This window comes from Nonomuraea sp. NPDC000554, from assembly GCF_040300065.1.
Lineage (GTDB): Bacteria > Actinomycetota > Actinomycetes > Streptosporangiales > Streptosporangiaceae > Nonomuraea.
This window is the reverse complement of sequence record NZ_JBEPDC010000003.1, coordinates 371,974-395,612: the sequence shown is the minus strand read 5'-3', so window position 1 is coordinate 395,612 and position 23,639 is coordinate 371,974. Positions and strand designations below refer to the sequence as shown.

The following is a 23,639-nucleotide window of genomic DNA, read 5'->3' as shown; positions in this document are numbered from 1 at the left end:
GGGTCAGCGCTCGAGGACGGGCTGGAGTGCCCGGGGGCGGCTGCCCGCGTACAGCACGCCGGCCACGATGAGGGCCGCCGCCCCCAGCTTCACCCAGGAGATCGGCTCGCCCGTCATCAGGGCGGCCGAGGACATCCCGAACACCGGCACCAGCAGCGTGTAGGGCGCGACGGTGGACGCGTCGTAGCGCCGCAGCAGCCACCCCCACAGGCCGAACCCGCCGAGTGTGGAGACGAACGCCACGTACGCCAGCGACACCCAGCCCTCCACCGGCGAGCTGAGCGTGGGCGCGCCCTCCACCAGTAGGGAGAGCAGCAGCAGCGGCGGGGCGGAGAAGGCGCTCACCCAGACCATGAAGCGCAGCGAGTCGGGCGGCGCGGCCCGGCGTTGGAAGACGTTGCCGAGCCCCCAGGCTGCGGCGGCCGCCACGCAGAGGGCGAACGCGCCGACGGGCCCCGAGAGGCCGAAGTCGAGGGCCACCAGGATCAGGCCGCCGAAGGCGACGCCCAGCCCGGTGACGCGGCGGGCGGTGAGCCGCTCACCGAGGAGCGTGACCGCGAACAGCACCGTGAACAGGGCCTGCACCTGCAGGACCAGGGAGGTCAGCCCGGCGGGCATGCCGGCCCGCATGCCGATGAGCAGCAGGCCGAACTGGCCGACGCCGATGGTGGAGGCGACCGCGGCGACCCAGCGCCACGGCACTCCTGGCCGCCCGACGAACAGCAGTGCGGGGAAGGCGGCCAGGGTGAACCTGAGCCCCGCGTAGAGCAGCGGCGGGAAGTGCCTCAGGCCCACCTGCATGACGACGAAGTTGAACCCCCACACGGCCGCGAGGCCGACGGCGAGTGCCAGGTGGCGCGGCCTCACGCAGAAGCGGGCTTCTGGTAGCGGATGCGCTGCTCGCGCGCCTGCTCTGCCAGCACCTTGAGGTAGGAGGACGGGGTGGGCTGGATCTTCTTCGACTTAACGATTCTCATGCATATATTTTCCGATGCTACAGAGTGAAGGACAAGCGAGACTTTCTACGCTTAACCCTTTAGACTGGCTTACATGTTGGACTTGAACCGCCTCAAGGCCCTTCACGCCGTCCACGTCTACGGCTCGGTCGGCGCCGCCGCCGACGCGCTCATGGTCACCCCCTCCGCGGTCTCCCAGCAGATCGCGAAGCTGGAGCGGGAGACGGGCGCACGGCTCATGGAGCGCAGCGGGCGCGGTGTCAGGCTGACCGACGCGGCCGGGCTGCTCGCCGAGCACGCGGAGCGCATCCTCGCGCTGGTGGAGACCGCCGAGGCGGACTTCGAGGCGCTGCGCGGCGAGGTCGTGGGGCGGCTGCACGTGGGTGCGTTCCCGACGGCGGCGCGCGGCCTGATGCCCGTCGCGCTCTCCCAGCTCCGAGACCGGCACCCCGACCTGCTGGTGCAGCTCAACGAGCGCGAGCCGGAACGCGTGGTGCGCGAGGTCGCCAGAGGCGAGCTGGACCTGGGCGTCGTCCAGGACTGGCAGAACCGTCCGATGGCCATCCCGGAGGGGCTGTCCAAGGCCACCCTGCTCGACGACATCGCCGACGTGGCCGTACCCGCCGACCACCCGCTCGCCGACCGCAGGGAGATCGAGCTGGCGGAGCTCCAGGGCGACCAGTGGATCAGCTCCTCGCCGGGCACCGTCTGCCACGACTGGCTGGTCTTCACGCTGCGCAACGCCCAGGTCGAGCCCGAGATCTCCTGCATGGCCGACGAGTACCCGACCCACATGGCGCTGGTCGCCGCCGGGATCGGCTGCTCGATCATCCCCAGGATGGGGCGCGGCCCCGTCCCCGAGGGCGTACGGATCGTCCCGCTGATGCCCAGGCAGTCGCGCCGCATCTACGCCCTCTGGCGGACGGACGCGGCCCGCCGCCCCGCCATCAGGGCGGCCGTCGAGGCGCTCACCCAGGCCAGCCGCACCCAGGAGAACGCCTGGGCCGTCAGCTGAGCGCGATCGCCACCACACCGCCCAGGATCACGGCCCCCGCCAGCAGCCTGCGGCGCAGGTCGCCCTCGGCGAGCAGCCGCCCGCCCAGCACGACCGCGATCAGCACGCTGACCTCCCGCGCCGGAGCCACCACGGTCACCGGCGCCATCGTGAACGCGAACAGGACCAGCAGGTACGACACGAAGATCAGCACGGCCGCGCCGATGATCCGGAACCTGTGCTCGCGCCAGGTCGGGGCGAGCAGCTCCCGGCGCCGCCCGCCCAGCACGGCAGGGGCCAGCGCGAGGGCGCGCCCGGTCTCGCCGAGATAGTTCAGCACCACCGGAGGAACCGCGAACGCGCTCACCACCCGCGAGTCCCAGACCGTGTACGCGGCGATGAACAGACCCACGGCCAGGCCGAACGCCAGCCCCTTCAGATCGCCGCCCCTGCCGCCGCTCATCAGGAACACGCCCACGCCCACCAGCACGACGCCGGCGACGCCGATGGGGCCGGGACGCTCGCCGAGGAACAGCACCGCCACCAGACTCGCCAGCATCGGGCCTGTGCCCCGCGCCACCGGATAGACGACCGACAGGTCGCCGGCGCCGTACCCGCGCTGGAGCAGCACGAAGTAGCCCAGATGGATAGCCGCGCTGCAGCCGGTCACGGCCAGCTCGGTCCAGGTCACCCGCGCCCCCGTCACCAGCAGGAACCCGACGAACAGCGGGCTCCACAGCACCGTGGACGTGGCGGCGACCAGCCACAGGAAGACCAGGCCGTCGGCCTGCGACGCCTTCTTGGCCAGCAGGTTCCAGCAGGCGTGGGCGACGGCGGCGACGAGCACGAGAACGAGGGCCCAGGGACTCACCCGGCAGACTCCTTCCGGAGATGCGGATAGGAGCCTCCAGGCTTTTCTCCCGTCAGCTGTGCGGCCCTGCCGGGCCGGGGCGCCGCTCGGACCTGGCTTCCGGCCCTGATTGTGGTGGAGCGACGTGGGGCAGGCCGGAACGCGGAACCCTAGGCGCGGTCAGGCTCGACCTTATCCCGGCCCCCAGCTCAGGGACCAGTCGGGTGCTGGCGGTCCGTCCGACCGCAACGGATAAGCTGTGCGACACCATGGCTGAAACCACCGTCGTCCACCTGCTGCGCCACGGTGAGGTGCACAACCCGCACGGCGTCCTGTACGGCAGGCTGCCCGGCTATCACCTGTCCAAGACAGGGCACCTGATGGCGGAGACGGTCGCGAAGGCGGTCGCCGACCGCGACATCGTCGCCATCTACAGCTCGCCCCTCGAACGGGCCCTCGAGACCGCGGCCCCGCTCGCCTCGACCCTCGGCCTGGACGTACGCGACGACGAGCGGCTGATCGAGGCGGGCAACCTGCTCCAGGGGCGCAGCGTGGGCCAGGGGCTGGCGATCCTGCGCGACCCGAGGAACTACCGCTACTTCTACAACCCGATGCGTCCCTCGTGGGGGGAGCCGTACCCGGCGATCGTCGCGCGGATGCGCACGGTCGTCGACGACGCCAGGGCGCGGGCGCGCGGCCACGAGGCGGTTCTGGTCAGCCACCAGCTCCCGATCTGGACCATCAGGATGGCCGCCGAGGGCCGCAGGCGGCTCTGGCACGACCCCCGGCGCAGGCAGTGCGGGCTGGCCAGCCTCACCAGCTTCACCTTCGACGGCGACCGCCTGGTCAGCATCGGTTACAGCGAGCCCGCCGGTTCGCTCGCGAAGGGCCCGTCGCTTCCCGGAGCCTGAGACCGCGCCCGGCGTGCCGGGCCCAGCACCCGGCGCCGCGCGTTTCCCCCGGCGTGGCGGGCCCAGCACCCGGCGCCGCGCGTTTCCCCCGGCGTGGTGAGCCCGGCGCCCGGCGCCGCGGGTTTCCCCCGATGTGCCGGGCGGACCGGCCCGCCGGTAGAGTTACAAGCTCTACCGGTTGTAGTACAAGGAGATCTTCCTCCGTGCGCGCGAAGTTCGTCTTCCTCGCCCTGCTGGGCGTGCTGCTCGCCGGATGCGCGGGCAACCAGGGTGGCCAGCCGCAGGCGGGCGACACCCGCTTCGTCGCGGGCGACGGGAAGATGCAGGTGTTCACCGTGGCCGACCGCAAGCCGGCACCCGCCGTGGAGGGGCCGACCCTCGACGGCGGCAACGCCTCCCTGGCCGCCTACAAGGGCAAGGTCGTGGTGCTCAACTTCTGGGCGTCCTGGTGCGGGCCGTGCCGGGCCGAGGCGCCGGTGCTGAAGGAGGTCGCCGCCAAGACCAAGGCGAGCGGCGTGCAGTTCCTCGGCGTCGACTTCAAGGACCGCCAGGCCGACGCGCAGGCGTTCGAACGCACCGAGCAGACCGGTTACCCGCACATCTTCGACCAGCCGGGCAAGGTGGCGCTGTCCTTCCAGGGCACGGTGCCGCCCGCGGCCATCCCGTCCACGCTGATCATCGACAAGCAGGGGCGCGTCGCCGCCAGGGCGCTCGGCGCGGTCAAGTACACCGACCTGATGAACACCGTCACCAAGGTCCGCGATGAATGACGTGGTCGCCTCCGGCTCACTGCTGCTGGCGGTGCCCATCGCGGTGCTCGCCGGGGTGGTGTCGTTCCTGTCGCCGTGCGTGCTGCCGCTGGTGCCCGGCTACCTGTCGTACGTGACCGGCATGAGCGCCGATCCCAAGCGCGGGCGGCTGGTGCTCGGCGCGGTGCTGTTCGTGGCCGGGTTCGCGGCCGTGTTCGTGCTCAGCGGCGCGCTGTTCGGCGGGCTCGGCTCGGTCCTGCTGGGCCACGCCGAGGTCATCACCAGGGTGCTCGGCGTGCTGACGATCCTGCTCGGGCTGGCCTTCCTCGGCGTCCTGCCGGGGCTGATGCGCGACGTGCGGATCCACAAGCTGCCGAACGCCGGGCTGGCGGGCGCGCCGCTGCTCGGCGTGGTGTTCGGACTGGGCTGGACCCCGTGCATCGGGCCCACCCTGGCCGTCGTGCTCGCGCTCGGCCTCAACGAGGGCAGCGCCGCGCGCGGCGCCCTGCTCGCGGTGGCGTACGCGCTGGGGCTCGGGCTGCCGTTCGTGGCCGCCGCGCTCGCCTACAGCAAGGCGCTGCGGACCTTCCGCGTCATCCGCCGCCACTCCCAGCTGATCACCAGGATCGGCGGCGGGATGATGGTGGCCGTGGGGGTCCTGCTCGTGACCGGACTCTGGGGAGAGATGATCGCCACCCTTCAGGGGCTCATCGGCACGTACCGGCCGGTGATCTGATTGAGCGTCGACGAACTGCGCAAGGAGCAGACGTCCAAGCCGGTCGGTATGGGCGTGGTGGGCTGGCTGCGCTGGGGCTGGCGCACGCTCACCTCGATGAAGACGGCGCTGATCCTGCTCTTCCTGTTCGCGCTGGCGTCCGTGCCCGGTTCGCTGGTGCCGCAGCGCGGCGTCGAACCCGACAAGGTGGCCCGGCTCTACCAGACCGACCCGACGCTCGCCGAGTGGTACGACCGGTTCCAGCTGTTCGAGGTCTTCACCTCACCCTGGTTCGCCGCGATCTACCTCCTGCTGTTCACCTCGCTGATCGGCTGCATCATCCCGCGCACCGCGACCTACCTGCGCGAGCTGCGCCGCAGGCCCCCCGCCGCGCCGCGCAACCTGTCGCGGCTGCCGCACCACGCGCGGATCGACGGGCCGCTGACGGTCGAGGAGGCCGCGCGCAGGCTGCGCAAGCTCCGCTTCCGCGTCGAGGTCGGCGACGGCTGGGTGGCCGCCGAGAAGGGCTACCTGCGCGAGACCGGCAACCTGTTCTTCCACATCGCGCTGCTCGGGCTGCTGGTCGCCGTCGGCGTCGGCTCGCTGTTCGGTTACCGGGGCAACGTCCTGGTCGTCGAGGGCGACGGGTTCGCGAACACCGTCGCCGCCTACGACCGGTTCATCCCGGGCAGCCAGGTGTCGGCCGAGTCGCTGGAGCCGTTCTCGTTCCAGCTGACCGACTTCAAGGCCACCTACCAGGTGGGGGGCGACCCGAAGAAGAGGGGCCAGGAGCTCGACTACTCCGCCTTTCTGAAGGTCAACGACTCCCCGGGCGCGCCGGCCCGCGACTACGAGCTCAAGGTGAACGAGCCGTTGGAGGTCGACGGCACGCAGACGTACCTGATCGGCCACGGCTACGCGCCCGTCTTCAAGGTCACCGACGGCAAGGGGCAGGTCGCGTTCGACGGGCCGGTGCCCTGCCTGGTCGAGAACAAGCCCACGCTCACCTCGGGCTGCGTGGTCAAGGCGCCTGACGCGCAGCCGTCCCAGCTGGGGTTCCTGCTGCGCTTCCTGCCGACCAGCGCGCGGCTCACCGACGGCAGCTACGCCTCGGCCTTCCCCGGCGAGCTCAACCCCGAGGTGCAGCTCCTCGGGGCCTTCTCCGGCGACCTGGGGCTGCGTTCCGGCGAGCCGCGCTCGGCGTACGAGCTGGCGCCGCCCGAGCTGATGAAGAAACTCAAGCCGCTGATCATGGGTACCAGCGTGCCCAAGCCGCTCGCCGTCGGGCAGTCGCTCGACCTGCCGCAAGGGGCGGGCAAACTGCAGTTCACCGGGGTCAAGGAGTGGATGACGCTCCAGATCGCCTACGACCCGGGGCGGGTCCCCGCCCTGGTCGCCGCCGCGACAGCCGTGATCGCCATCGCGCTGTCGCTGATGATCCGCCGCCGCCGGGTGTGGGTGCGGGTCAAGGACGGCACGGCCGAAGCCGGCGGGCTGACCCGCACCGAGGGCTCCGCGGCGGGCTTCGCCGAGGAGTTCGCCGAGATCGTGAAGGTCCTATCAGCAGGAGCCAAGGATGTCCGCTGAGCAACTGGCCGGGCTGAGCGACCTGTTCGTCGTCGCCGCCGTACTGCTCTACCTCTTCTCCATGATTGCGTTCGCCGCGGAGCTGGCCTTCGGGCGCGCCCGCACCAACACCGCGGCAGGGGCCGCCGTCCCGGCGAGCACGTCCGACGCCGCGGTCTCCGACGGCGCCGCCCTGGACGCGGCCCTGGAGGCCGTGACCACGGAGGCCGCCGTCAAGGTCGGGGCGTCGGTCTCGGCCGGTGCGGCGCGCGGCGCCGGGCTGCCGGCTGAGCCCGGCGGCGTGCCCGCCACCGACGGGCCGCACGAGGTCGAGCCGCCGCGCTGGGTGGCCAGGGCCGGGCAGGTCGCCGTCGCGCTCGGGTGGCTCGGCTGGGCCGCGAACCTCGGCGCCATCGTCACCCGCGGCCTGGCCGTCGACCGGTGGCCGTGGGCCAACATGTACGAGTTCGTGGTCGCGATCTCCTTCGCCGCGGTGACCGCCTTCCTCGCCACCCAGCTCCGCCAGAACGTGCGCTTCCTGGGCCCGTTCGTCATGGTCATGGCCACGCTCGGGCTCGGCTTCGCGGTCAAGGTCCTCTACACGGCGGCCGGGCCCGTGGTGCCGGCACTGAACTCGTACTGGGTGGCGATCCACGTCACGGCGGCGATCCTGTCGAGCGGGCTGTTCACCCTGGCCGCCGTGGCGGGCATCCTCTACCTGCTGCGCGGCGACGGCCTGTCGCGCCTGCCCGCCCGCACGGATCTGGAGCGGGTGGCGCACCGCGCGATCGTGCTCTCCTTCCCCATCTGGACGTTCGCCGTCATCGCGGGCGCCCTCTGGGCCGACAAGGCGTGGGGCCGCTACTGGGGCTGGGACCCCAAGGAGGTCTGGGCCTTCATCACCTGGGTCGTCTACGCCGCCTACCTGCACGCCAGGGCCACCGCCGGCTGGCGCGGGCGGGCCGCCATGATCGTGCAGCTCGTCGCGTTCGGCTGCCTGCTGTTCAACCTGGTCGGCGTGAACATCTTCCTCGGCGGTCTGCACAGCTACGCCGACGTGCCGTAAAGGCGGCCGGCCCGCTGTTCGTCACGGCCACCCGCCAGCAGCGGGGCGGGCGGCCGTCGCGCGGTGCGGAGTCAGTCCTCGCCGCGCATCCGGCGGTCGAGGTCGCGGAGGAAGTCGGGGTCGTCGTCGGGGCCCTTGGGAGCGGGCTGCCTCGACGCGGGCTGCCGCTGCGCCTGCCAGGCTTCGCGCGGGCCGTGGGGACGGCCGTGCATCAGCCAGAAGATGCCACCGAGCAGCGGGACCAGGGCGACGATCAGCAGCCACAGCGTCTTTGGCACGTTCCGCACGTCGTCCTCGGGCGTCGTGATGACGTCGAACACCGAGTAGAGCCAGAAGGCCAGCAGCGCCAGGCCGATTAGCACACCTGCCATGCCCGAACTGTAAGCCATCCGCGACGTGATCGTGTCGGCCTCATGCCCCATTTCAGATGACTGGGATACATCCGCGTCGTACGGTGGAACACAATCCTGCCCGGCCTGGACGTCTCGGGTGTGGGCGCCACGGGCGTTGAGGGGTGCGATGGCGTTTTCTAACGACAAGGGCCGCCATCGGCGGGGTCGTTGGTGGCGGCGCGGGTCGTACCTCTTCTCCCGCCGCAAAGAGGCGCCCCCCGACGCCGACCGCTCGTTCTGGTCCCTGGACCGCGCCAACGGCTCCGGTGCGGCCCCTGAGCGCCGTCCCGAGGGCACGGGCCGCAGGGAGCCCGGACGGCCCCAGGAACGGCTCGCCCGCTGGGAGCGGCCTGAGAAGCCCGAGCGGCTGTCCGCCGCCGTGGCGGAGCGACCGCAGTACACCTGGCAGGACTTCGAACTGGACGACGCGCGGCCCAGGGCGCGGCCCAACCCGCCGGACGCCCCACCGCGGGGCGACGGGTTACGGCACTGCGGGAGGCTGGAGAGCATCCTGCACCGCCAGTGGGACGCCCGGCTGGGTCCCCCCTCCGCCGACGTGGTACGGGCCGTGGAGAGCCTCGCCAGGCTTCCCGAGGGGCTGAAGGAGAAGCTCGCCAACGGGCTGAAGGGCATCTACGTCGGCGCCGGGGGCGTACCGGACCTGGACGACATGGGGTACCTGCGCGGCGCCCCGCTCCCGTCCGGCAGGGCCACCTGGGACGTCTGCGCGGGAGCGTACGGCGAACGCAAGATCGTGGTGGGCGACCGGCCCTCCCCGACGCCGGACGTGATGATGCACGAGGTCGGGCACGCCATCGACGACGTCGACTCCGCATACGGCGATTGGGTCTCGGACTCGCCGGAGTTCGTGAGACTCTACGAACAGGCCATGCCCCTGCTGGTCTCGGCGTTCCACCGGCAGCAGGGTGGGCTGGGGCGCAAGGAGTTCTTCGCCGACGCGTTCGCCGCGATCGCCTCACGCCAGCGTCCGGCGCTCGTCGACATGCTGGGCGGCGACACGCGGATGGCGCTCAACGTCATGCTGTTCTTCAACCGCCGCTACGGAATCTAGGTGATCGGCCATGTACGTCATCCGGCTCGCTGACGGGACCCTGCGCGTGCCGCAGAGCCTGACCAGCGAAGACGGGCGTCTCATCGGCAACGCGTACCTGGAACTGGAACCCGGCCACCCCGACTACGCGAGATGGCTGCCCGAATCGCTGACAGAGGAGGAGCTGGCCGAACGGCAGCGGCGCTGGCAGGCGGAGAACGACGACCTGGAGCGCGAGTTCCTGGCCTTCAAAGCGGACCAGGACGAGGCTTGAGGCACGCGAGCGGTTGAGGTCCCGCCGCGGTGATCCTGGGTTACAGGATCACCGGCTGGACGGAACGTCAGACTCGCGGGGACTCACCCGTCGGCCTGTCGGCCGTAAGAACGTCCTCGCCTCGAAGAAGGGCGTGCACTTCCGACTCGCGGAAGCGCCGGTGCCCTCCGGGGGTGCGGATACTGCTGATGCGGCCTGCCGCAGCCCAGCGCGTAACCGTCTTTGGATCTACCCGGAAGAGGGCGGCAACCTCTCCTGGGGTCAGCAGACGCTCGCTGCTACTCTCCACCAATCTCTCCCCCTCGCATCCCGCTTCCTGCCAGCGGGCGGACAGGTACCAGTGTGTCGAGCGAAGCCTGATTTATCCGTGGTTTTCGACAAAGATCACGGGTTGTTATCAGCTGACTGCCCGATTGTTATATGATAGAGCCTCTTTGGGGCTCTCGTGGGTGTTTCTTTACGAAACTCCCTGACTGGGAACACTAGCAGCGCTCGCGCCTGATGCGAAGAGCGACCGGTGCACTCGGGCGAGTAACCTCGACCTGTGCGTCCTGTTCTCGTTTACACCGCGTCGCGGATCGGGCTGTTTCTCGTGACCCTCGGTGTTCTGTACCTACTTGGCATGCAATACATCCCGGTGCTGATCCTGGTGTCTTTCGTGATCAGCGGGATAGCCAGCTACGTCCTGCTGTCGAAGCAGCGTGACGCCTTGAGCACACGTATCAGCGGCAAGATCAACCACCCGAAGCCGCACGGCGACTAGGGGAGGGGGAACATGCCAATCCGGGCATGGTACTCCCGTCCGAGTCTCGTTGTGTCGCTACCAACGAGTAGTCCGCCGTTGTGCGCCAGAAATGCCTTGACCCCGATCCCGCGCTCTCGTCCGGGATTCCAACTCAGCGCCTTTCCCGTGCGCGGGTGAATGGCGCCGATCCCCTCGCGCGGCACCGCCCCCGGCCCGGCCGAGTCGTGGCCCTGCGGATTGTCCAGCCACCGCTGGTGCCCGCCGACGTAGACCGCCGCGCCGGTGACCGCGACCGAGTAGAGCGAGTCGCCCCCCGTCTTGTTCACCCACGTGGGCTTGACCTGCTGGCTCGTGGCGTACGTCTCGAACCGGGCGGCGCTGTCGCACAGCCGGGCGCCCCCTTTGGGGCCGCCCGTGGTGACGACGACGAAGTAGCTGCTGTCGGGCGCGAAGTCCAGGCCGCGCACGTACGACGGGAACGTTCCCATACAGGCCGGGACGTACGCCTCGGTGCGCCAGCCGGCCACCTTGGCCGTCGCGCCGCCGATGTCGATCAGCCCGACCTGGGGCCTCGACCGGCCGCCGAGCGTGGTGAACGAGCCGTCGACCAGCAGTCGGTCGCGGGAGACCGCGAGCGCGTTGACCTTCACCCTGGGGGTCAGCGGCGCTCCCGGCGTGATCGCGAACCCCGGGTCGGCGGCGCCCGTGGTGGCGTCCAGTCTGGCCAGTGCCGTGCGCGGCCTGGTGAAGTCGCCGCCCGCGTAGAGCCGCGAGCCCTGCCTGGCCAGGCTGGTGACGGTGCCGCCCGAGACGTCGGGCGCGAAGCCCGCGACGGGCGAGCCGTCGGCCAGGCTCAGCCGGGTCAGCGCCCCGGAGAAGTCGCCGCCCGCGTAGACGGAGCCGCCGTCGCCCGAGGCGAGCCCGTACACCGCGCCGTCGAGGTCCGGCGCGAAGTCCGGCAGGACCTGCCCGGTGGCCAGGTCGTAGGCGAACAGGTTGTCGCGGGCGTAGGTGGTCGTGCGGGCGGAGTCGGCGACCTCACTGAACGAGCCGCCGACGACGACGGTGCCGCCGACCAGGGCGATGGCGTTGACGATGCCGTCGAGGACGTGAGGGGTGTTGTCGACCGGATCGGCGGAGACGACGCGGGGGTGCGCGGTCGGCGCCATGGCGATGATCGCCGCAAGGGTGGCATGCGCAAGCATTTGCCAAGTTCTAGCAGACACTACGTAGCAGTACCGCTACTTTCCGTTGATTGTCTGAGATAGCCCTAGGCTTGGGGCATGACGCGCGCTCAGTTGGACAAGCAGCCCGGCGAGGTCGCCGCGATGTTCGATCGCACAGCCCGCCGCTACGACCTGGTGAACGATGTGATCTCGATGGGCCAGGTGCGCTTCTGGCGCAAGGCGGTGGCCGCCGCCGTCGACGCCGGCCCCGGCGAGGTCGTCCTCGACCTGGGGGCGGGCACGGGCACGTCCACCGACTCCTTCACCACGCTCGGCGCGCGCGCGATCGCGTCGGACTTCTCCCTCGGCATGCTCCGCACCGGGGTCCAGCGGCACGGCGGCAACGCGCTGAGCGGCCCGGGTGTCCCGTTCGTCGCGGGTGACGCGATGCGGCTGCCGTTCGCCGACGACGCCTTCGACGCGGTGACGATCTCGGTGGCGCTGCGGAACGTGCACGACACCGGGCAGGCGCTGCGCGAGATGCTGAGGGTGACCAGGCCGGGCGGGCGCCTGGTGATCCTGGAGTTCTCGCACGTCACGTGGGGCGCGTTCGACCTGGTCTACCGCGAGTACCTGATGCGGCTGCTGCCGAAGGTGGCCAAGGTCTTCGGCTCCAACGACGACTCCTACGAGTACCTGGCCGAGTCGATCCGCGACTGGCCCGACCAGCCCACGCTGGCCCGCGAGATCCAGAAGGCGGGCTGGGAGCGGGTGGCCTGGCGCAACCTCACGATGGGCATCGTGGCGATGCACAGGGCGTTCAAGCCAGCGTAGCGGGTTCGCCAGGCCTCTGTTTGGTCAAAGCACATGCCCCCGACTGCCACTATGTACGGGAAAAGGGTTAGACTGCGGGCCGACAAGTTTGTGAAGGGGTTCACAAAGGAACGAAGGCGCGACACCCCGAGGCCTTCGAGCGTGTAGGACAGGACAGTCCAGTGACCGTGCCAACAGCCATACAGGCTGACGCCGACGTCATCGTCGTCGGCGCCGGTCCCGCCGGTTCCGCAACCGCCTTTTACCTCGCTCAGGCCGGCCTCGACGTGCTGCTCCTGGAGAAGACCCGGTTCCCCCGGGAAAAGGTGTGCGGCGACGGCCTGACCCCCCGAGCGGTCAAGCAGTTGCTGCAGATGGGCGTCGACATCGACGCTCCCGGCTGGATCAGGAACAAGGGCCTGCGCGTCGTCGGCGGCGGCCACAGGTTCGAGCTCGACTGGCCGAAGCTCGAACGCTTCCCCGACTTCGGGCTGGTGCGCACCCGCCAGGACTTCGACCAGATCGTCGCGGCCAACGCCGTCAAGAACGGCGTGCGGCTGATGGAGGGCGTCACCGTCACGTCCCCGATCCTGGACGACCGCAGCGGTCACATCGTCGGCGTGACCACCAAGAACGGCCAGGAGTACCGCGCCCGGCTGGTCGTGGCCGCCGACGGCAACAGCACCAGGCTGGCCCTGGGCATGGGGCTGCACAAGCGGGAAGACCGGCCGATGGGCGTGGCCGTGCGCACCTACTTCGAGAGCCCGCGCCACGACGACGACTACCTCGAGACCTGGCTCGAACTGTGGGACGGCGACACGCTGCTGCCCGGCTACGGCTGGGTGTTCGGCGTCGGCGACGGCACCGCCAACGTGGGGCTCGGGCTGCTCAACACCAGCGCCCAGTTCAAGAACATCGACTACCGCGACCTGCTGAAGCGGTGGTGCCGGGCCATGCCGGCCGACTGGGGCTTCACCGAGGAGAACATGACGGGCCCCATCCGGGGCGCCGCGCTCCCCATGGCCTTCAACAGGCAGCCGCACTACACGCGCGGCCTCATGCTCGTCGGCGACTCCGGCGGTTCGATCAACCCGTTCAACGGCGAGGGCATCGCCTACGCCATGGAGACGGGTGAGATCGCGGCCGAGGTCATCGTGAACGCGCTCAGGAACACCACTGCCGCGCAGCGGGAGCGGATCCTGCGCACCTACCCGAGGGTGCTCAAGGACGCCTACGGCGGCTATTTCACCCTGGGCAGATGGTTCGTCGAGGCGATCGGGAAGCCGGGCGTGATGAGCTTCGGGACGAGGCACGGGCTGCCTCACCCCAGGCTGATGCGCTTCGCGCTCAAACTCCTTGGTAACCTCACCGACCGGCGAGGCGATGCGTCGGACCTCATCATCAACGCGCTCTCGAAGGTCGCCCCACCAGCATGAATCCCACACTCACCCGGCAAACTCACAGATCTGGCTGCGCGCCCGCGCGCGTGGCGACTCCAGAGGAGGCGTAGCGATGGACCTGTACGTGCCCATCCTGGTGCTCGCCGTTCTCGCGGGGGGTTTCGCGATCTTCTCGGTCGCCATCGCCCCCTTCACCGGTCCCAAGCGCTGGAACCGCGCCAAGCTTGACGCCTACGAATGCGGCATCGAGCCGACGCCCCAGCCGGTCGGTGGCGGACGGTTCCCGCTCAAATACATGATCACCGCGATGCTCTTCATCGTGTTCGACATCGAGATCATCTTCCTTTACCCGTGGGCCGTCTCCTTCGCGCCGCTCAAGAACGACGCGGGCAGCGTGATCTCCTCGGGTCTCGGGGTGTTCGCGCTCGTCGAGATGCTCCTGTTCATCGTCACCGTGCTCGTCGCGTACGCGTACGTCTGGCGTCGCAAGGGTCTGGACTGGGACTGAAAATGGGACTTGAAGAGAAACTCCCCAGCGGGTTCATCCTCAGCACGGTCGAGCAGGCCGCCGGGTGGGCGCGCAAGAACTCGGTGTGGCCGGCCACGTTCGGGCTCGCCTGCTGCGCCATCGAGCTGATGGCCACCGGTGGCCCGCACTACGACCTGGCGCGCTTCGGCATGGAGCGCGCTTCGGCGTCTCCCCGCCAGGCCGACCTCATGATCGTCGCCGGGCGCGTGTCGCAGAAGATGGCTCCCGTCCTGCGGCAGATCTACGACCAGATGGCCGAGCCCAAGTGGGTCATCTCGATGGGCGTCTGCGCGTCCAGCGGCGGGATGTTCAACAACTACGCCATCGTGCAGGGCGTCGACCACATCGTGCCTGTCGACATCTACCTGCCCGGCTGCCCGCCGCGCCCGGAGATGCTGATCGACGCGATCGTGAAGCTGCACGACAAGATCCAGAACATGAAGTTCGGCGCGCACCGGGCCAAGCAGATCGACGACCTCGAACTGCAGGCGCTGCGCTCGCTGCCGCTGATCGACCAGGGGGTGTCCAAGTGACCTCCGACAACCTCCCCGAGGTTCCCGAGACCCTCGAGGTTCCCGAGACCCCCGTCGCCCGCCACGGCATGTTCGGCGCCAGTGACTCCGGCGACACCTCCGGCTACGGCGGCCTCGTCGTCCGGCGGGCGCCCCAGCTGGCGACGCCGCGCCCCTACGGCGGCTACTTCGACGAGCTCGTCGACACCCTCGGCCTCGACGACGCCATCGAGCGCGTCGTCGTCGACCGGGGCGAGCTGACGCTGCACGTCAAGCGCGAGCGGCTGGTCGAGGTCTGCCAGAAGCTCCGCGACGACCCGGCGCTGCGCTTCGAGCTCTCGCTCGGCGTCTCCGGCGTGCACTACCCGCACCTGGTGGGCGAGGAGCTGCACGCGGTCATCCACCTGTGCTCGATCACGCACAACCGGCGCGTCCGCGTCGAGACGAGCGCGCCCGACGCCGACCCGCACATTCCATCGACCGTCGGGGTTTACCCTGGTCACGACTGGCATGAGCGCGAGACGTACGACTTCTTCGGAATCGTTTTCGACGGGCACCCCGCGCTCACCCGCATCATGATGCCGGACGACTGGGACGGTCACCCGCAGCGCAAGGACTACCCGCTCGGCGGCATCCCGGTCGAGTACCGCGGCGCCACGATCCCCGCGCCCGACCAGAGGAGGTCCTACTCGTGACAACGGGTTATGACGAGGCGACCGAAGGCAAGGTGTACTCGGTCACCGGCGCCGACTGGGACGAGGTCGTCACCGGGGTCCGCGACTCCGAGGAAGAGCGCCTGGTCGTCAACATGGGCCCGCAGCACCCGTCGACGCACGGAGTGCTCAGGCTGGTGCTGACCCTCGACGGCGAGACGGTGACCGAGGCGCGCAGCGTCATCGGCTACCTGCACACCGGCATCGAGAAGAACATGGAGTTCCGGACGTGGACGCAGGGCACCACGTTCGTCACCCGCATGGACTACCTCTCGCCGATCTTCAACGAGACCGCCTACTGCATGGGCGTCGAGAAGCTGCTCGGCATCGAGGACCGCGTCCCTGACAGGGCGCAGGCCATCCGCGTGATGATGATGGAGCTCAACCGCATCTCCTCGCACCTGGTCGCGATGGGCACGTTCGGCATGGAGCTGGGCGCGACCACGCCGTTCCTGTTCGGGTACCGCGATCGCGAGATGATCATGGACCTGTTCGAGTACATCACCGGGCTGCGGATGAACCACGCCTACGTCAGGCCGGGCGGCGTCAGCGTCGACCTGCCCGCGGGCGCGGTCGACAAGGTGGGCGAGTTCCTCAAGGAGATGCCCAAGCGGATCAAGGACATCCGCAAGCTCCTCGACGCGAACCCGGTCTACGTGCGCCGCACCAAGGACGTCGGCTACCTCGACCTCACCGGCTGCATGGCGCTCGGCATCACCGGCCCCATCCTGCGCTCCGCGGGCCTGCCGTGGGACCTTCGCAAGTCGCAGCCCTACTGCGGCTACGAGACCTACGAGTTCGAGGTGGCGACGGAGCGCGGCTGCGACGTGTACTCCCGCTACCTGGTCCGGATGAAGGAGATGGAGGAGTCCCTCAAGATCATCGAGCAGGCCCTGGACCGGATCGCCGGCCCGCTCAAGGGCGACCCGGTGATGATCGAGGACAAGAAGATCGGCTGGCCCGCGCAGCTCGCGCTCGGCCCCGACGGCTTCGGCAACTCCCCCGACCACATCGCGCACATCATGGGCAGCTCCATGGAGGCCCTCATCCACCACTTCAAGCTGGTGACCGAGGGGTTCCGGGTGCCCGCCGGGCAGGCGTACGCCTCGATCGAGTCGCCCAAGGGCGAGCTCGGCGCGCACGTGGTGAGCGACGGCGGCACCCGCCCCTACCGCGTCCACTTCCGCGAGCCGTCCTTCACGAACCTGCAGGGCTTCCCCGCCATGGCGGAGGGCGGGCAGGTCGCCGACGTGATCGCCGCGGTGGCATCTATCGACCCCGTCATGGGAGGTGTGGACCGGTGACCTACTCACCGGAAGTCCGGGAGCGTCTCGAGCGTGACGCCAAGGAGATCATCGGCCGTTACCCCAAGGCGCGGTCGGCCCTGCTGCCGCTGCTGCACCTCGTGCAGTCGGAGGACGGCCACGTCTCCGACGCCGGGCAGGAGTTCTGCGCGGAGATGCTGGGCCTGAGCAAGGCCGAGGTCGTCGGCGTCGCCACGTTCTACACCATGTACAAGCGCAAGCCGGTCGGCGAGTACCACGTCGGCGTGTGCATCAACGCGCTGTGCGCGGTCATGGGCGGCGACCAGATCTGGGACGAGCTGTCGGAGCACGTCGGCGTCGGTCACGATGAGGCGACCCCCGACGGCAAGGTCTCGCTGGAGCGCCTCGAGTGCAACGCGGCCTGCGACTTCGCCCCCGTCATGATGGTCAACTGGGAGTTCTTCGACAACCAGACCCCCGAGTCGGCCAAGCAGCTCGTCGACGACCTGCGTGACGGCAAGGACGTACGGCCGACCCGCGGCCCGAAGAAGCTGTGCACCTTCAAGGAGGCCTCCCGCGTCCTCTCCGGCCTGCCCGACGAGCTGGCGGGTGAAGGCCCGTCGGCCGCGGGCCCCTCGCTGGAGGGCCTCAAGGTCGCCAAGGCCCACGGATGGAAGGCCCCAGAGGCATGAGCACCACCCTTACCCCGGTCCTCACCGCCAACTGGGACCTGCCCAACTCCTTCACCCTCGACGGCTACGGCCCGTACGAGGCGGCCAAGAAGGCGCTCGGCATGGACCCCGACGCCGTGATCCAGGCCGTCAAGGACTCGGGCCTGCGCGGCCGCGGCGGCGCCGGCTTCCCGACCGGCATGAAGTGGGGCTTCATCCCGCAGGGTGACGGCAAGCCGCACTACCTCGTCGTCAACGCCGACGAGTCGGAGCCGGGCACCTGCAAGGACATCCCGCTGATGATGGCCAACCCGCACTCGCTGGTCGAGGGCGTCATCATCACCGCGTACGCGATCCGCGCCAACCACGCCTTCATCTACGTGCGCGGCGAGGTGCTGCACGTCATCCGACGGCTGCACGCGGCCGTGCGGGAGGCGTACGAGAAGGGCTACCTCGGCGCCGACATCTTCGGCTCCGGCTACGACCTCGAACTGGTCGTGCACAGCGGCGCGGGCGCCTACATCTGCGGCGAGGAGACGGCGCTGCTCGACTCGCTGGAGGGCTTCAGAGGTCAACCGCGACTCAAGCCCCCCTTCCCGGCCGTGGCGGGCCTGTACGCCTCGCCGACTGTTGTGAACAACGTGGAATCTGTGGCCAGTGTTCCCTCGATCATCGCCAACGGGGCCGACTGGTTCGCCGGGATGGGCACCGAGAAGTCGAAGGGCTTCGGCATCTTCTCGCTGAGCGGGCACGTCACCCGGCCCGGCCAGTACGAGGCGCCGCTCGGCATCACGCTGCGCGAGCTGCTGTCGATGGCGGGCGGGATCCGCGCGGGGCACCGGATCAAGTTCTGGACCCCCGGCGGCTCGTCCACACCGATCTTCACCGACGAGCACCTGGACGTGCCGCTCGACTTCGAGGCGGTCGGCGCGAAGGGCTCCATGCTCGGCACCCGCGCGCTGCAGATCTTCGACGAGACCACCTGCGTGGTCCGCACGGTGCTGCGCTGGACCGAGTTCTACGCGCACGAGTCGTGCGGCAAGTGCACGCCGTGCCGCGAGGGCACCTACTGGCTCAAGCAGGTGCTCAAGCGGCTCGAAGCCGGACAGGGCACCGAGGACGACCTGGGCACCATCACCGACATCGCCGACAACATCCTGGGCCGTTCGTTCTGCGCCCTCGGCGACGGTGCGACCAGCCCGATCCACTCCTCGGTGAAGTACTTCCGCGACGAGTACCTCAAGCACTTCGAGATCGGCGGCTGCCCGTTCGACGCGAAGAAGTCCACTCTCTGGAGTGACCAGTGACCGTTGTTGAGACCGAAACCACCCTGGTGACCCTGACGATCGACGGGTTCCAGGTGAGCGTGCCCAAGGGCACGCTCATCATCAGGGCCGCCGAGCTGCTGGGCATCCAGATCCCCCGGTTCTGCGACCACCCGCTGCTCGACCCGGCGGCCAACTGCCGCCAGTGCCTGGTCGACATCCCCGACGCCGGCAACGGGCGCGGCTTCCCCAAGCCGCAGCCGTCCTGCGCGATCGAGGTCGCCGAGGGCATGGTGGTGCAGACCCAGCTCACCTCGCCGGTCGCCGAGAAGGCGCAGCGCGGGGCGATGGAGCTGCTGCTGATGAACCACCCGCTCGACTGCCCGGTCTGCGACAAGGGCGGCGAGTGCCCCCTGCAGAACCAGGCCATGTCGAACGGCCAGGGCGAGTCCAGGTTCCAGGAGCAGAAGCGGACCTTCCCCAAGCCGCTGCCGCTGTCGACCCAGGTGCTGCTCGACCGCGAGCGCTGCGTCCAGTGCGCGCGCTGCATCCGCTTCTCCGACCAGATCGCCGGTGACCCGCTCATCGACTTCTTCGAGCGCGGGGCCAAGGAGCAGGTGGGCGTCGCCGACGGGAAGCCGTTCGACTCCTACTTCTCCGGCAACACGGTGCAGATCTGCCCGGTCGGCGCGCTGACCGGCGCCGCCTACCGGTTCCGGGCCCGCCCGTTCGACCTGGTGTCCACGCCAAGCGCGTGCGAGCACTGCGCGTCCGGGTGCAGCATGCGCACCGACCACCGGCGCGGCCGGGTCACCCGCCGCCTGGCGGGCAACGACCCCCTGGTCAACGAGGAGTGGAACTGCGACAAGGGCCGCTGGGCGTTCTCCTACGCCACGCAGCCCGACCGGCTGAAGACGCCGCTGGTCCGCAACGAGGAGGGCGTGCTCGAGCCCGCCTCCTGGCCGGAGGCGCTCAGCGTCGCCGCGCAGGGCCTCGCCGCCGCCCGCGGCAAGGCCGGCGTGCTGGTCGGCGGCAGGGTCACGGTCGAGGACGCGTACGCGTACGCGAAGTTCGCCAGGCTCGCCCTCGGCAGCAACGACATCGACTTCCGCTCCAGGCCGCACTCCGCCGAGGAGGCGCAGTTCCTGGCGCACGCGGTGGCCGGCAGAGGCATCGAGATCTCCTACACCGAGCTGGAGAACGCGCCCGCCGTCCTGCTCGTCGGGTTCGAGCCCGAGGAGGAGTCGCCCATCGTCTTCCTGCGCCTGCGCAAGGCCTGGATGAAGAAGGGCCTCAAGGTCACCGCGATCGCGCCGTTCGCCACCAACGGCCTGGCCAAGATGGGCGGCACGCTCATCCGCACCGCGCCGGGCGCCGAGGCCGACGCGATCGGCGACCTCGTCGGCTCGCTCGCCGAGGGCACGATCGTGCTCGCCGGTGAGCGGCTCGCCACCGTCCCCGGCGCGCTGTCGGCGCTGGTGCGGCTCAGCGCCGCGTCGGGCGCCAGGATCGCCTGGGCCCCGCGCAGGGCAGGGGAGCGGGGCGCCGTCGAGGCGGGCGCGCTGCCCAACCTGCTGCCGATCGGCCGCCCGGTCGACGACGAGACCGCCAGGGCCGAGGTGGCCCGGGTGTGGAACGTCACCTCGCTGCCCGGCACGCCCGGCCGCGACACGGCGGGCATCCTCGCCGCGGCCCGCGACGGAGAGCTCGACGCGCTGGTCGTGGCCGGGGTCGACCCGTACGACCTGCCCGATCCCGCCGCCGCGCTCGACGCGCTGGAGCACACGCCGTTCATCGTCAGCCTGGAGATCCGGGCCAGCGCCGTCACCGACAGGGCCGACGTGGTCCTGCCGGTCGCCGCCGTCCAGGAGAAGGCCGGCACGTTCGTCAACTGGGAGGGCCGCGGTCGCTCCTTCGACGCGCCGCTCAGGGTGCCCGGCCTGCAGAGCGACCTCGCGGTCGTCGGCAGCCTGGCCGACCGCATGGACGTCCACCTGGCCCTGCCCGATGCCAAGGCCGCCCGCCGAGAGCTGAGCAGCCTCGGCTCCTGGCGCGGCACCCGCATCGCCGCGCCCAGCACCGCCACCCGCTCGGTGCCCGCCCCCGCCACGGGCGAGGCCCTGCTGGCGACCTGGCACCTGCTGCTCGACGACGGCCGGCTGCAGGACGGCGAACCATACCTCGCGGGCACCGCCCGCGCCGCCGAGGCGCTGCTGTCCGAGAGCACGGCCGCGGAGATCGGCGTCACCGACGGCGACAAGGTCGTCGTCGGCGGCACCGTGACCCTGCCCGTCCGTGTCGCGGACCTGCCCGACCGCGTGGTCTGGGTGCCCGCGAACTCCGGCGGCTGCTCGGTCACCCGCGACCTGCGCGCGGTGGCTGGCGACATCGTCACGATCGGGAGCGCCTCATGATCCACGTTCTCGCGGCCGATCCGACCCTCGCCGACTTCGGCAAGGACCCGCTCTGGATCACCATCATCAAGGCCGTGCTGCTGTTCGTCTTCCTGATGCTGTGCATCCTGTTCGGCGTCTGGTTCGAGCGCAAGCTCATCTCCAGGATGCAGAACCGCTACGGCCCCAACCGGGCGGGCAAGTTCGGCCTGCTGCAATCGGTGGCCGATGGTCTGAAGATGGGCCTGAAGGAAGACCTGTTCCCGCGGACCGTCGACAAGGTGCTCTACCTGCTCGCCCCGGTCATCATGGTGATCCCGGCCTTCCTGGCCTTCTCGATCACCCCGTTCGGGCCGATGGTGAACCTGTTCGGCGTGCAGACGCCGCTGCAGCTGGTCGACCTGCCGGTAGCCGTGCTGTTCATGCTGGCCATGGGCGCCATCTCGGTGTACGGGGTGGTGCTCGCCGGATGGTCGTCGCGCTCGCCGTACGCGCTGCTCGGCGGGCTGCGGTCGGCCGCGCAGGTGGTCTCGTACGAGATCGCGATGGGCCTGTCGTTCGTCGGGGTGTTCCTGTTCGCAGGGACGCTGTCGACGTCCGAGATCGTGAAGGCGCAGGCGTCGGGCGGCGAGTTCTTCGGGATCTCGATGCCGTCGTGGTACGTCGTGCTGCTGCTGCCGTCGTTCCTGATCTACGTGGTCTGCGCGTTCGGTGAGGCCGCGCGTATCCCGTTCGACCTGCCCGAGGGCGAGGGCGAGCTGGTCGGCGGCTTCCAGACCGAGTACTCCTCGTCGCTGAAGTTCGCCCTGATCATGATGGGCGAGTACCTGCACACGTTCATCGCCTCGGCGATGGCCATCACGCTGTTCCTCGGCGGGTGGCGGGCGCCGTTCCCGATCTCGCTCTGGGCGGGGGCCAACGAGGGCTGGTGGCCGCTGCTGTGGTTCTTCATCAAGTTCGTGGTGGTGTTCTGCTTCGTGGTGTGGGTGCGCGCGTCGCTGCCCCGCGTCCGCTACGACCAGCTGATGAAGCTCGGCTGGAAGGTCCTCATCCCGCTCAACCTGGCCTGGATCATGCTCGTGGCCGCCGTCAGGGCCGTCATGTACGCCAGGAACGGCGAGGCGGGCTTCCAGGACCACATGGGCGCCGTCCTGACCATCACCGCGATCGTGGTCATCTGCGCGCTCGGCATCTGGGCCCGGTTCGACACCGTGAACCAGCGCCGCAAGGAAGCCAGGAAGGCCGAGATCGAGGCGGAGTTCGAGGAACTGTCCATCGAGCCAACGGCCGGCGGCTTCCCGGTGCCGCCGCTCGACCTGCCGCACTACCACGGGGTGCAGCACAAGGAGGTTCCCAGTGGGACTAACTGATTGGCTGAACCCCGTCAAGGGCTTCGGCGTCACCTTCCACACCATGTTCAAGAAGCCCGTCACGACGAACTACCCGGAGGTCAAGAAGCCGACGGCTCCTCGCTTCCACGGTCGTCACCAGCTCAACCGCTGGCCCGACGGGCTGGAGAAGTGCGTCGGCTGCGAGCTGTGCGCCTGGGCCTGCCCCGCCGACGCCATCTACGTCGAGGGCGCCGACAACACCGAGGAAGAGCGCTTCTCGCCCGGTGAGCGGTACGGCAGGACGTACCAGATCAACTACCTGCGGTGCATCCTCTGCGGGCTGTGCATCGAGGCGTGCCCGACTCGCGCGCTCACCATGACGAACGAGTACGAGCTCGCCGACACCAACCGCGAGAGCCTGATCTACACCAAGGAGATGCTCCTCGCGCCGCTGACCCAGGGCATGGAGCAGCCGCCGCACCCCATGCGCCTCGGAGAGACGGAAGAGGACTACTACCGGCTGGGACGGACCAATGGGTGAGACCATCACATTCTGGGTGCTCGCCGTGGTCTCGGTCGGCGCGGCACTCGGCATGGTCTTCAACCGGAAGGCCGTCTACTCCGCGCTGATGCTCGGCACGGTGATGCTCTGCCTCGCCGTCCTCTACGCCGTGCAGGACGCGCCGTTCCTCGCCGCCGTGCAGATCATCGTCTACACGGGCGCCGTCATGATGCTCTTCCTGTTCGTGCTCATGCTGGTCGGCGTCGACTCGTCCGACTCGCTGGTCGAGACGCTGAGAGGGCAGCGCTTCTGGGCCGCGGTCGCCGCCATCGGCTTCGCGGTCCTGGTCGTCCTGGCCTTCGGCAACGCGATCTTCACCGCCCCGACCGGGCTCGCCGCGGCCACCCAGCAGGGCGGCTACGTCCGGTCGCTGGCGCTGCTCCTGTTCACCAAGTACGTGTTCGCGTTCGAGATCACCTCGGCGCTGCTGATCACGGCCGCGCTCGGCGCGATGGTGCTGGCACACCGCGAGCGGCTCACCGCCAGGCCCTCGCAGAAGGACCTGGCCCGGGAGCGGTTCGTCACCGGCCGTCCGGCGCTGCCCGGCCCCGGCACCTACGCCAGGAACAACGCCATCGACATGCCGGCGCTGCTGCCCGACGGGTCGGTCTCGGAGGCCTCGGTCAACCGCTACATCGCGCGGTTCGACGTAGAGAAGGGCCACCTTCCCGAGGACGCCAAGCTCGCCGAGGCCATCAAGCACTCGGTCGAGTCGGCCGAGTCGGTTGAGGAGGAGTCCAAGTGACGACC

General features: G+C 69.9%; 26 protein-coding genes. 21 read left to right on the top strand and 5 right to left on the bottom strand.

What is annotated here, in order from left to right; genetic code table 11:
- Positions 1–3: 3 nt before the first annotated feature.
- Positions 4–867: an EamA family transporter gene (locus tag ABT294_RS08355; RefSeq protein WP_350804436.1), complete on the bottom strand. Its 864-nt coding sequence runs from the start codon at positions 865–867 to the stop codon at positions 4–6.
- 183 nt (positions 868–1,050) lie between these two features.
- Here ABT294_RS08355 and ABT294_RS08350 point away from each other — a divergent pair, with 183 nt between their 5' ends.
- A complete protein-coding gene (locus ABT294_RS08350; protein WP_350804435.1) occupies positions 1,051–1,971 on the top strand; it encodes a LysR family transcriptional regulator in 921 nt (306 codons plus the stop codon).
- Here ABT294_RS08350 and ABT294_RS08345 read toward each other — a convergent pair.
- The gene (locus ABT294_RS08345; protein ID WP_350804434.1) at positions 1,964–2,821 is read right to left on the bottom strand and encodes an EamA family transporter; all 858 of its coding nucleotides are present in this window, start codon (positions 2,819–2,821) and stop codon (positions 1,964–1,966) included. The two genes, ABT294_RS08350 and ABT294_RS08345, sit on opposite strands and share 8 nt — an antisense overlap.
- Positions 2,822–3,069: 248 nt before the next feature.
- Here ABT294_RS08345 and ABT294_RS08340 point away from each other — a divergent pair, with 248 nt between their 5' ends.
- The 5 genes from ABT294_RS08340 to ccsB all read left to right on the top strand — a co-directional run bounded on the left by ABT294_RS08340 (position 3,070) and on the right by ccsB (position 7,807).
- Entirely contained in the window at positions 3,070–3,711 is a 642-nt protein-coding gene (locus ABT294_RS08340) for a histidine phosphatase family protein (RefSeq protein ID WP_350804432.1), read from the top strand.
- A gap of 203 nt (positions 3,712–3,914) precedes the next feature.
- Positions 3,915–4,481 (top strand): TlpA family protein disulfide reductase, encoded by a 567-nt coding sequence (locus tag ABT294_RS08335; RefSeq protein WP_350804430.1) that lies wholly within the window; start codon positions 3,915–3,917, stop codon positions 4,479–4,481.
- The gene (locus ABT294_RS08330; RefSeq protein ID WP_350804429.1) at positions 4,474–5,196 is read left to right on the top strand and encodes a cytochrome c biogenesis CcdA family protein; all 723 of its coding nucleotides are present in this window, start codon (positions 4,474–4,476) and stop codon (positions 5,194–5,196) included. Before ABT294_RS08335 ends, ABT294_RS08330 begins: the two co-directional genes overlap by 8 nt.
- The gene (gene resB, locus ABT294_RS08325) at positions 5,197–6,762 is read left to right on the top strand and encodes a cytochrome c biogenesis protein ResB (RefSeq protein ID WP_350804428.1); all 1,566 of its coding nucleotides are present in this window, start codon (positions 5,197–5,199) and stop codon (positions 6,760–6,762) included.
- On the top strand, positions 6,752–7,807 hold the full coding sequence (gene ccsB / locus ABT294_RS08320; protein WP_350804427.1) for a c-type cytochrome biogenesis protein CcsB: 1,056 nt from the start codon (positions 6,752–6,754) through the stop codon (positions 7,805–7,807). Before resB ends, ccsB begins: the two co-directional genes overlap by 11 nt.
- A 71-nt stretch (positions 7,808–7,878) precedes the next feature.
- Here the strand turns inward: ccsB and ABT294_RS08315 are convergent, their stop codons facing one another.
- Positions 7,879–8,178, bottom strand: coding sequence for a PLD nuclease N-terminal domain-containing protein (locus ABT294_RS08315; protein WP_350804426.1), 300 nt, complete (start codon positions 8,176–8,178; stop codon positions 7,879–7,881).
- Positions 8,179–8,326: 148 nt separating this feature from the next.
- On the opposite strand from ABT294_RS08315, the gene ABT294_RS08310 reads away from it, so the two are divergent.
- Together ABT294_RS08310 and ABT294_RS08305 are read left to right on the top strand one after the other, a co-directional pair.
- A complete protein-coding gene (locus ABT294_RS08310; RefSeq protein WP_350804425.1) occupies positions 8,327–9,271 on the top strand; it encodes a hypothetical protein in 945 nt (314 codons plus the stop codon).
- 10 nt (positions 9,272–9,281) lie between these two features.
- Positions 9,282–9,524: a hypothetical protein gene (locus ABT294_RS08305; RefSeq protein WP_350804424.1), complete on the top strand. Its 243-nt coding sequence runs from the start codon at positions 9,282–9,284 to the stop codon at positions 9,522–9,524.
- Between the two features lie 67 nt (positions 9,525–9,591).
- On the opposite strand, the gene ABT294_RS08300 is transcribed toward ABT294_RS08305, so the two are convergent.
- Positions 9,592–9,813: a BldC family transcriptional regulator gene (locus ABT294_RS08300; protein WP_181616591.1), complete on the bottom strand. Its 222-nt coding sequence runs from the start codon at positions 9,811–9,813 to the stop codon at positions 9,592–9,594.
- A 255-nt stretch (positions 9,814–10,068) separates the two neighbouring features.
- On the opposite strand from ABT294_RS08300, the gene ABT294_RS08295 reads away from it, so the two are divergent.
- On the top strand, positions 10,069–10,287 hold the full coding sequence (locus ABT294_RS08295) for a DUF4229 domain-containing protein (protein WP_350804422.1): 219 nt from the start codon (positions 10,069–10,071) through the stop codon (positions 10,285–10,287).
- Here ABT294_RS08295 and ABT294_RS08290 read toward each other — a convergent pair.
- Positions 10,284–11,474 carry a hypothetical protein gene (locus tag ABT294_RS08290; protein ID WP_350804421.1) on the bottom strand — a complete coding sequence of 397 codons (1,191 nt, stop codon included), beginning with the start codon at positions 11,472–11,474 and terminating at the stop codon, positions 10,284–10,286. The genes ABT294_RS08295 and ABT294_RS08290 overlap by 4 nt on opposite strands.
- Before the next feature lie 78 nt (positions 11,475–11,552).
- Here ABT294_RS08290 and ABT294_RS08285 point away from each other — a divergent pair, with 78 nt between their 5' ends.
- The 12 genes from ABT294_RS08285 (at position 11,553) to ABT294_RS08230 (ending at position 23,634) form a co-directional block, all read left to right on the top strand.
- A complete protein-coding gene (locus ABT294_RS08285; protein ID WP_350804420.1) occupies positions 11,553–12,269 on the top strand; it encodes a demethylmenaquinone methyltransferase in 717 nt (238 codons plus the stop codon).
- Positions 12,270–12,430: 161 nt separating this feature from the next.
- Entirely contained in the window at positions 12,431–13,684 is a 1,254-nt protein-coding gene (locus ABT294_RS08280) for a geranylgeranyl reductase family protein (RefSeq protein WP_350804419.1), read from the top strand.
- A gap of 76 nt (positions 13,685–13,760) precedes the next feature.
- The gene (locus ABT294_RS08275) at positions 13,761–14,156 is read left to right on the top strand and encodes an NADH-quinone oxidoreductase subunit A (RefSeq protein WP_350804418.1); all 396 of its coding nucleotides are present in this window, start codon (positions 13,761–13,763) and stop codon (positions 14,154–14,156) included.
- 2 nt (positions 14,157–14,158) lie between these two features.
- A complete protein-coding gene (locus ABT294_RS08270; RefSeq protein ID WP_350804417.1) occupies positions 14,159–14,710 on the top strand; it encodes a NuoB/complex I 20 kDa subunit family protein in 552 nt (183 codons plus the stop codon).
- Positions 14,707–15,384 (top strand): NADH-quinone oxidoreductase subunit C, encoded by a 678-nt coding sequence (locus tag ABT294_RS08265; protein ID WP_350804416.1) that lies wholly within the window; start codon positions 14,707–14,709, stop codon positions 15,382–15,384. The genes ABT294_RS08270 and ABT294_RS08265 overlap by 4 nt, the downstream gene beginning before the upstream one ends.
- Positions 15,381–16,706, top strand: a complete 1,326-nt coding sequence (locus tag ABT294_RS08260) for an NADH-quinone oxidoreductase subunit D (protein WP_350804414.1) — start codon at positions 15,381–15,383, stop codon at positions 16,704–16,706. The genes ABT294_RS08265 and ABT294_RS08260 overlap by 4 nt, the downstream gene beginning before the upstream one ends.
- Positions 16,703–17,359: an NADH-quinone oxidoreductase subunit NuoE gene (gene nuoE / locus ABT294_RS08255; protein WP_350804413.1), complete on the top strand. Its 657-nt coding sequence runs from the start codon at positions 16,703–16,705 to the stop codon at positions 17,357–17,359. Before ABT294_RS08260 ends, nuoE begins: the two co-directional genes overlap by 4 nt.
- Positions 17,356–18,645, top strand: coding sequence for an NADH-quinone oxidoreductase subunit NuoF (nuoF, locus tag ABT294_RS08250; protein WP_350804412.1), 1,290 nt, complete (start codon positions 17,356–17,358; stop codon positions 18,643–18,645). Before nuoE ends, nuoF begins: the two co-directional genes overlap by 4 nt.
- Positions 18,642–21,017 (top strand): NADH-quinone oxidoreductase subunit G, encoded by a 2,376-nt coding sequence (locus ABT294_RS08245; RefSeq protein ID WP_350804411.1) that lies wholly within the window; start codon positions 18,642–18,644, stop codon positions 21,015–21,017. Before nuoF ends, ABT294_RS08245 begins: the two co-directional genes overlap by 4 nt.
- Positions 21,014–22,366, top strand: a complete 1,353-nt coding sequence (nuoH, locus tag ABT294_RS08240; RefSeq protein ID WP_350804410.1) for an NADH-quinone oxidoreductase subunit NuoH — start codon at positions 21,014–21,016, stop codon at positions 22,364–22,366. The genes ABT294_RS08245 and nuoH overlap by 4 nt, the downstream gene beginning before the upstream one ends.
- Entirely contained in the window at positions 22,353–22,868 is a 516-nt protein-coding gene (gene nuoI / locus ABT294_RS08235) for an NADH-quinone oxidoreductase subunit NuoI (RefSeq protein WP_350804409.1), read from the top strand. The genes nuoH and nuoI overlap by 14 nt, the downstream gene beginning before the upstream one ends.
- Positions 22,861–23,634: an NADH-quinone oxidoreductase subunit J gene (locus ABT294_RS08230; protein ID WP_350804408.1), complete on the top strand. Its 774-nt coding sequence runs from the start codon at positions 22,861–22,863 to the stop codon at positions 23,632–23,634. The genes nuoI and ABT294_RS08230 overlap by 8 nt, the downstream gene beginning before the upstream one ends.
- The last annotated feature ends 5 nt before the right edge of the window (positions 23,635–23,639 follow it).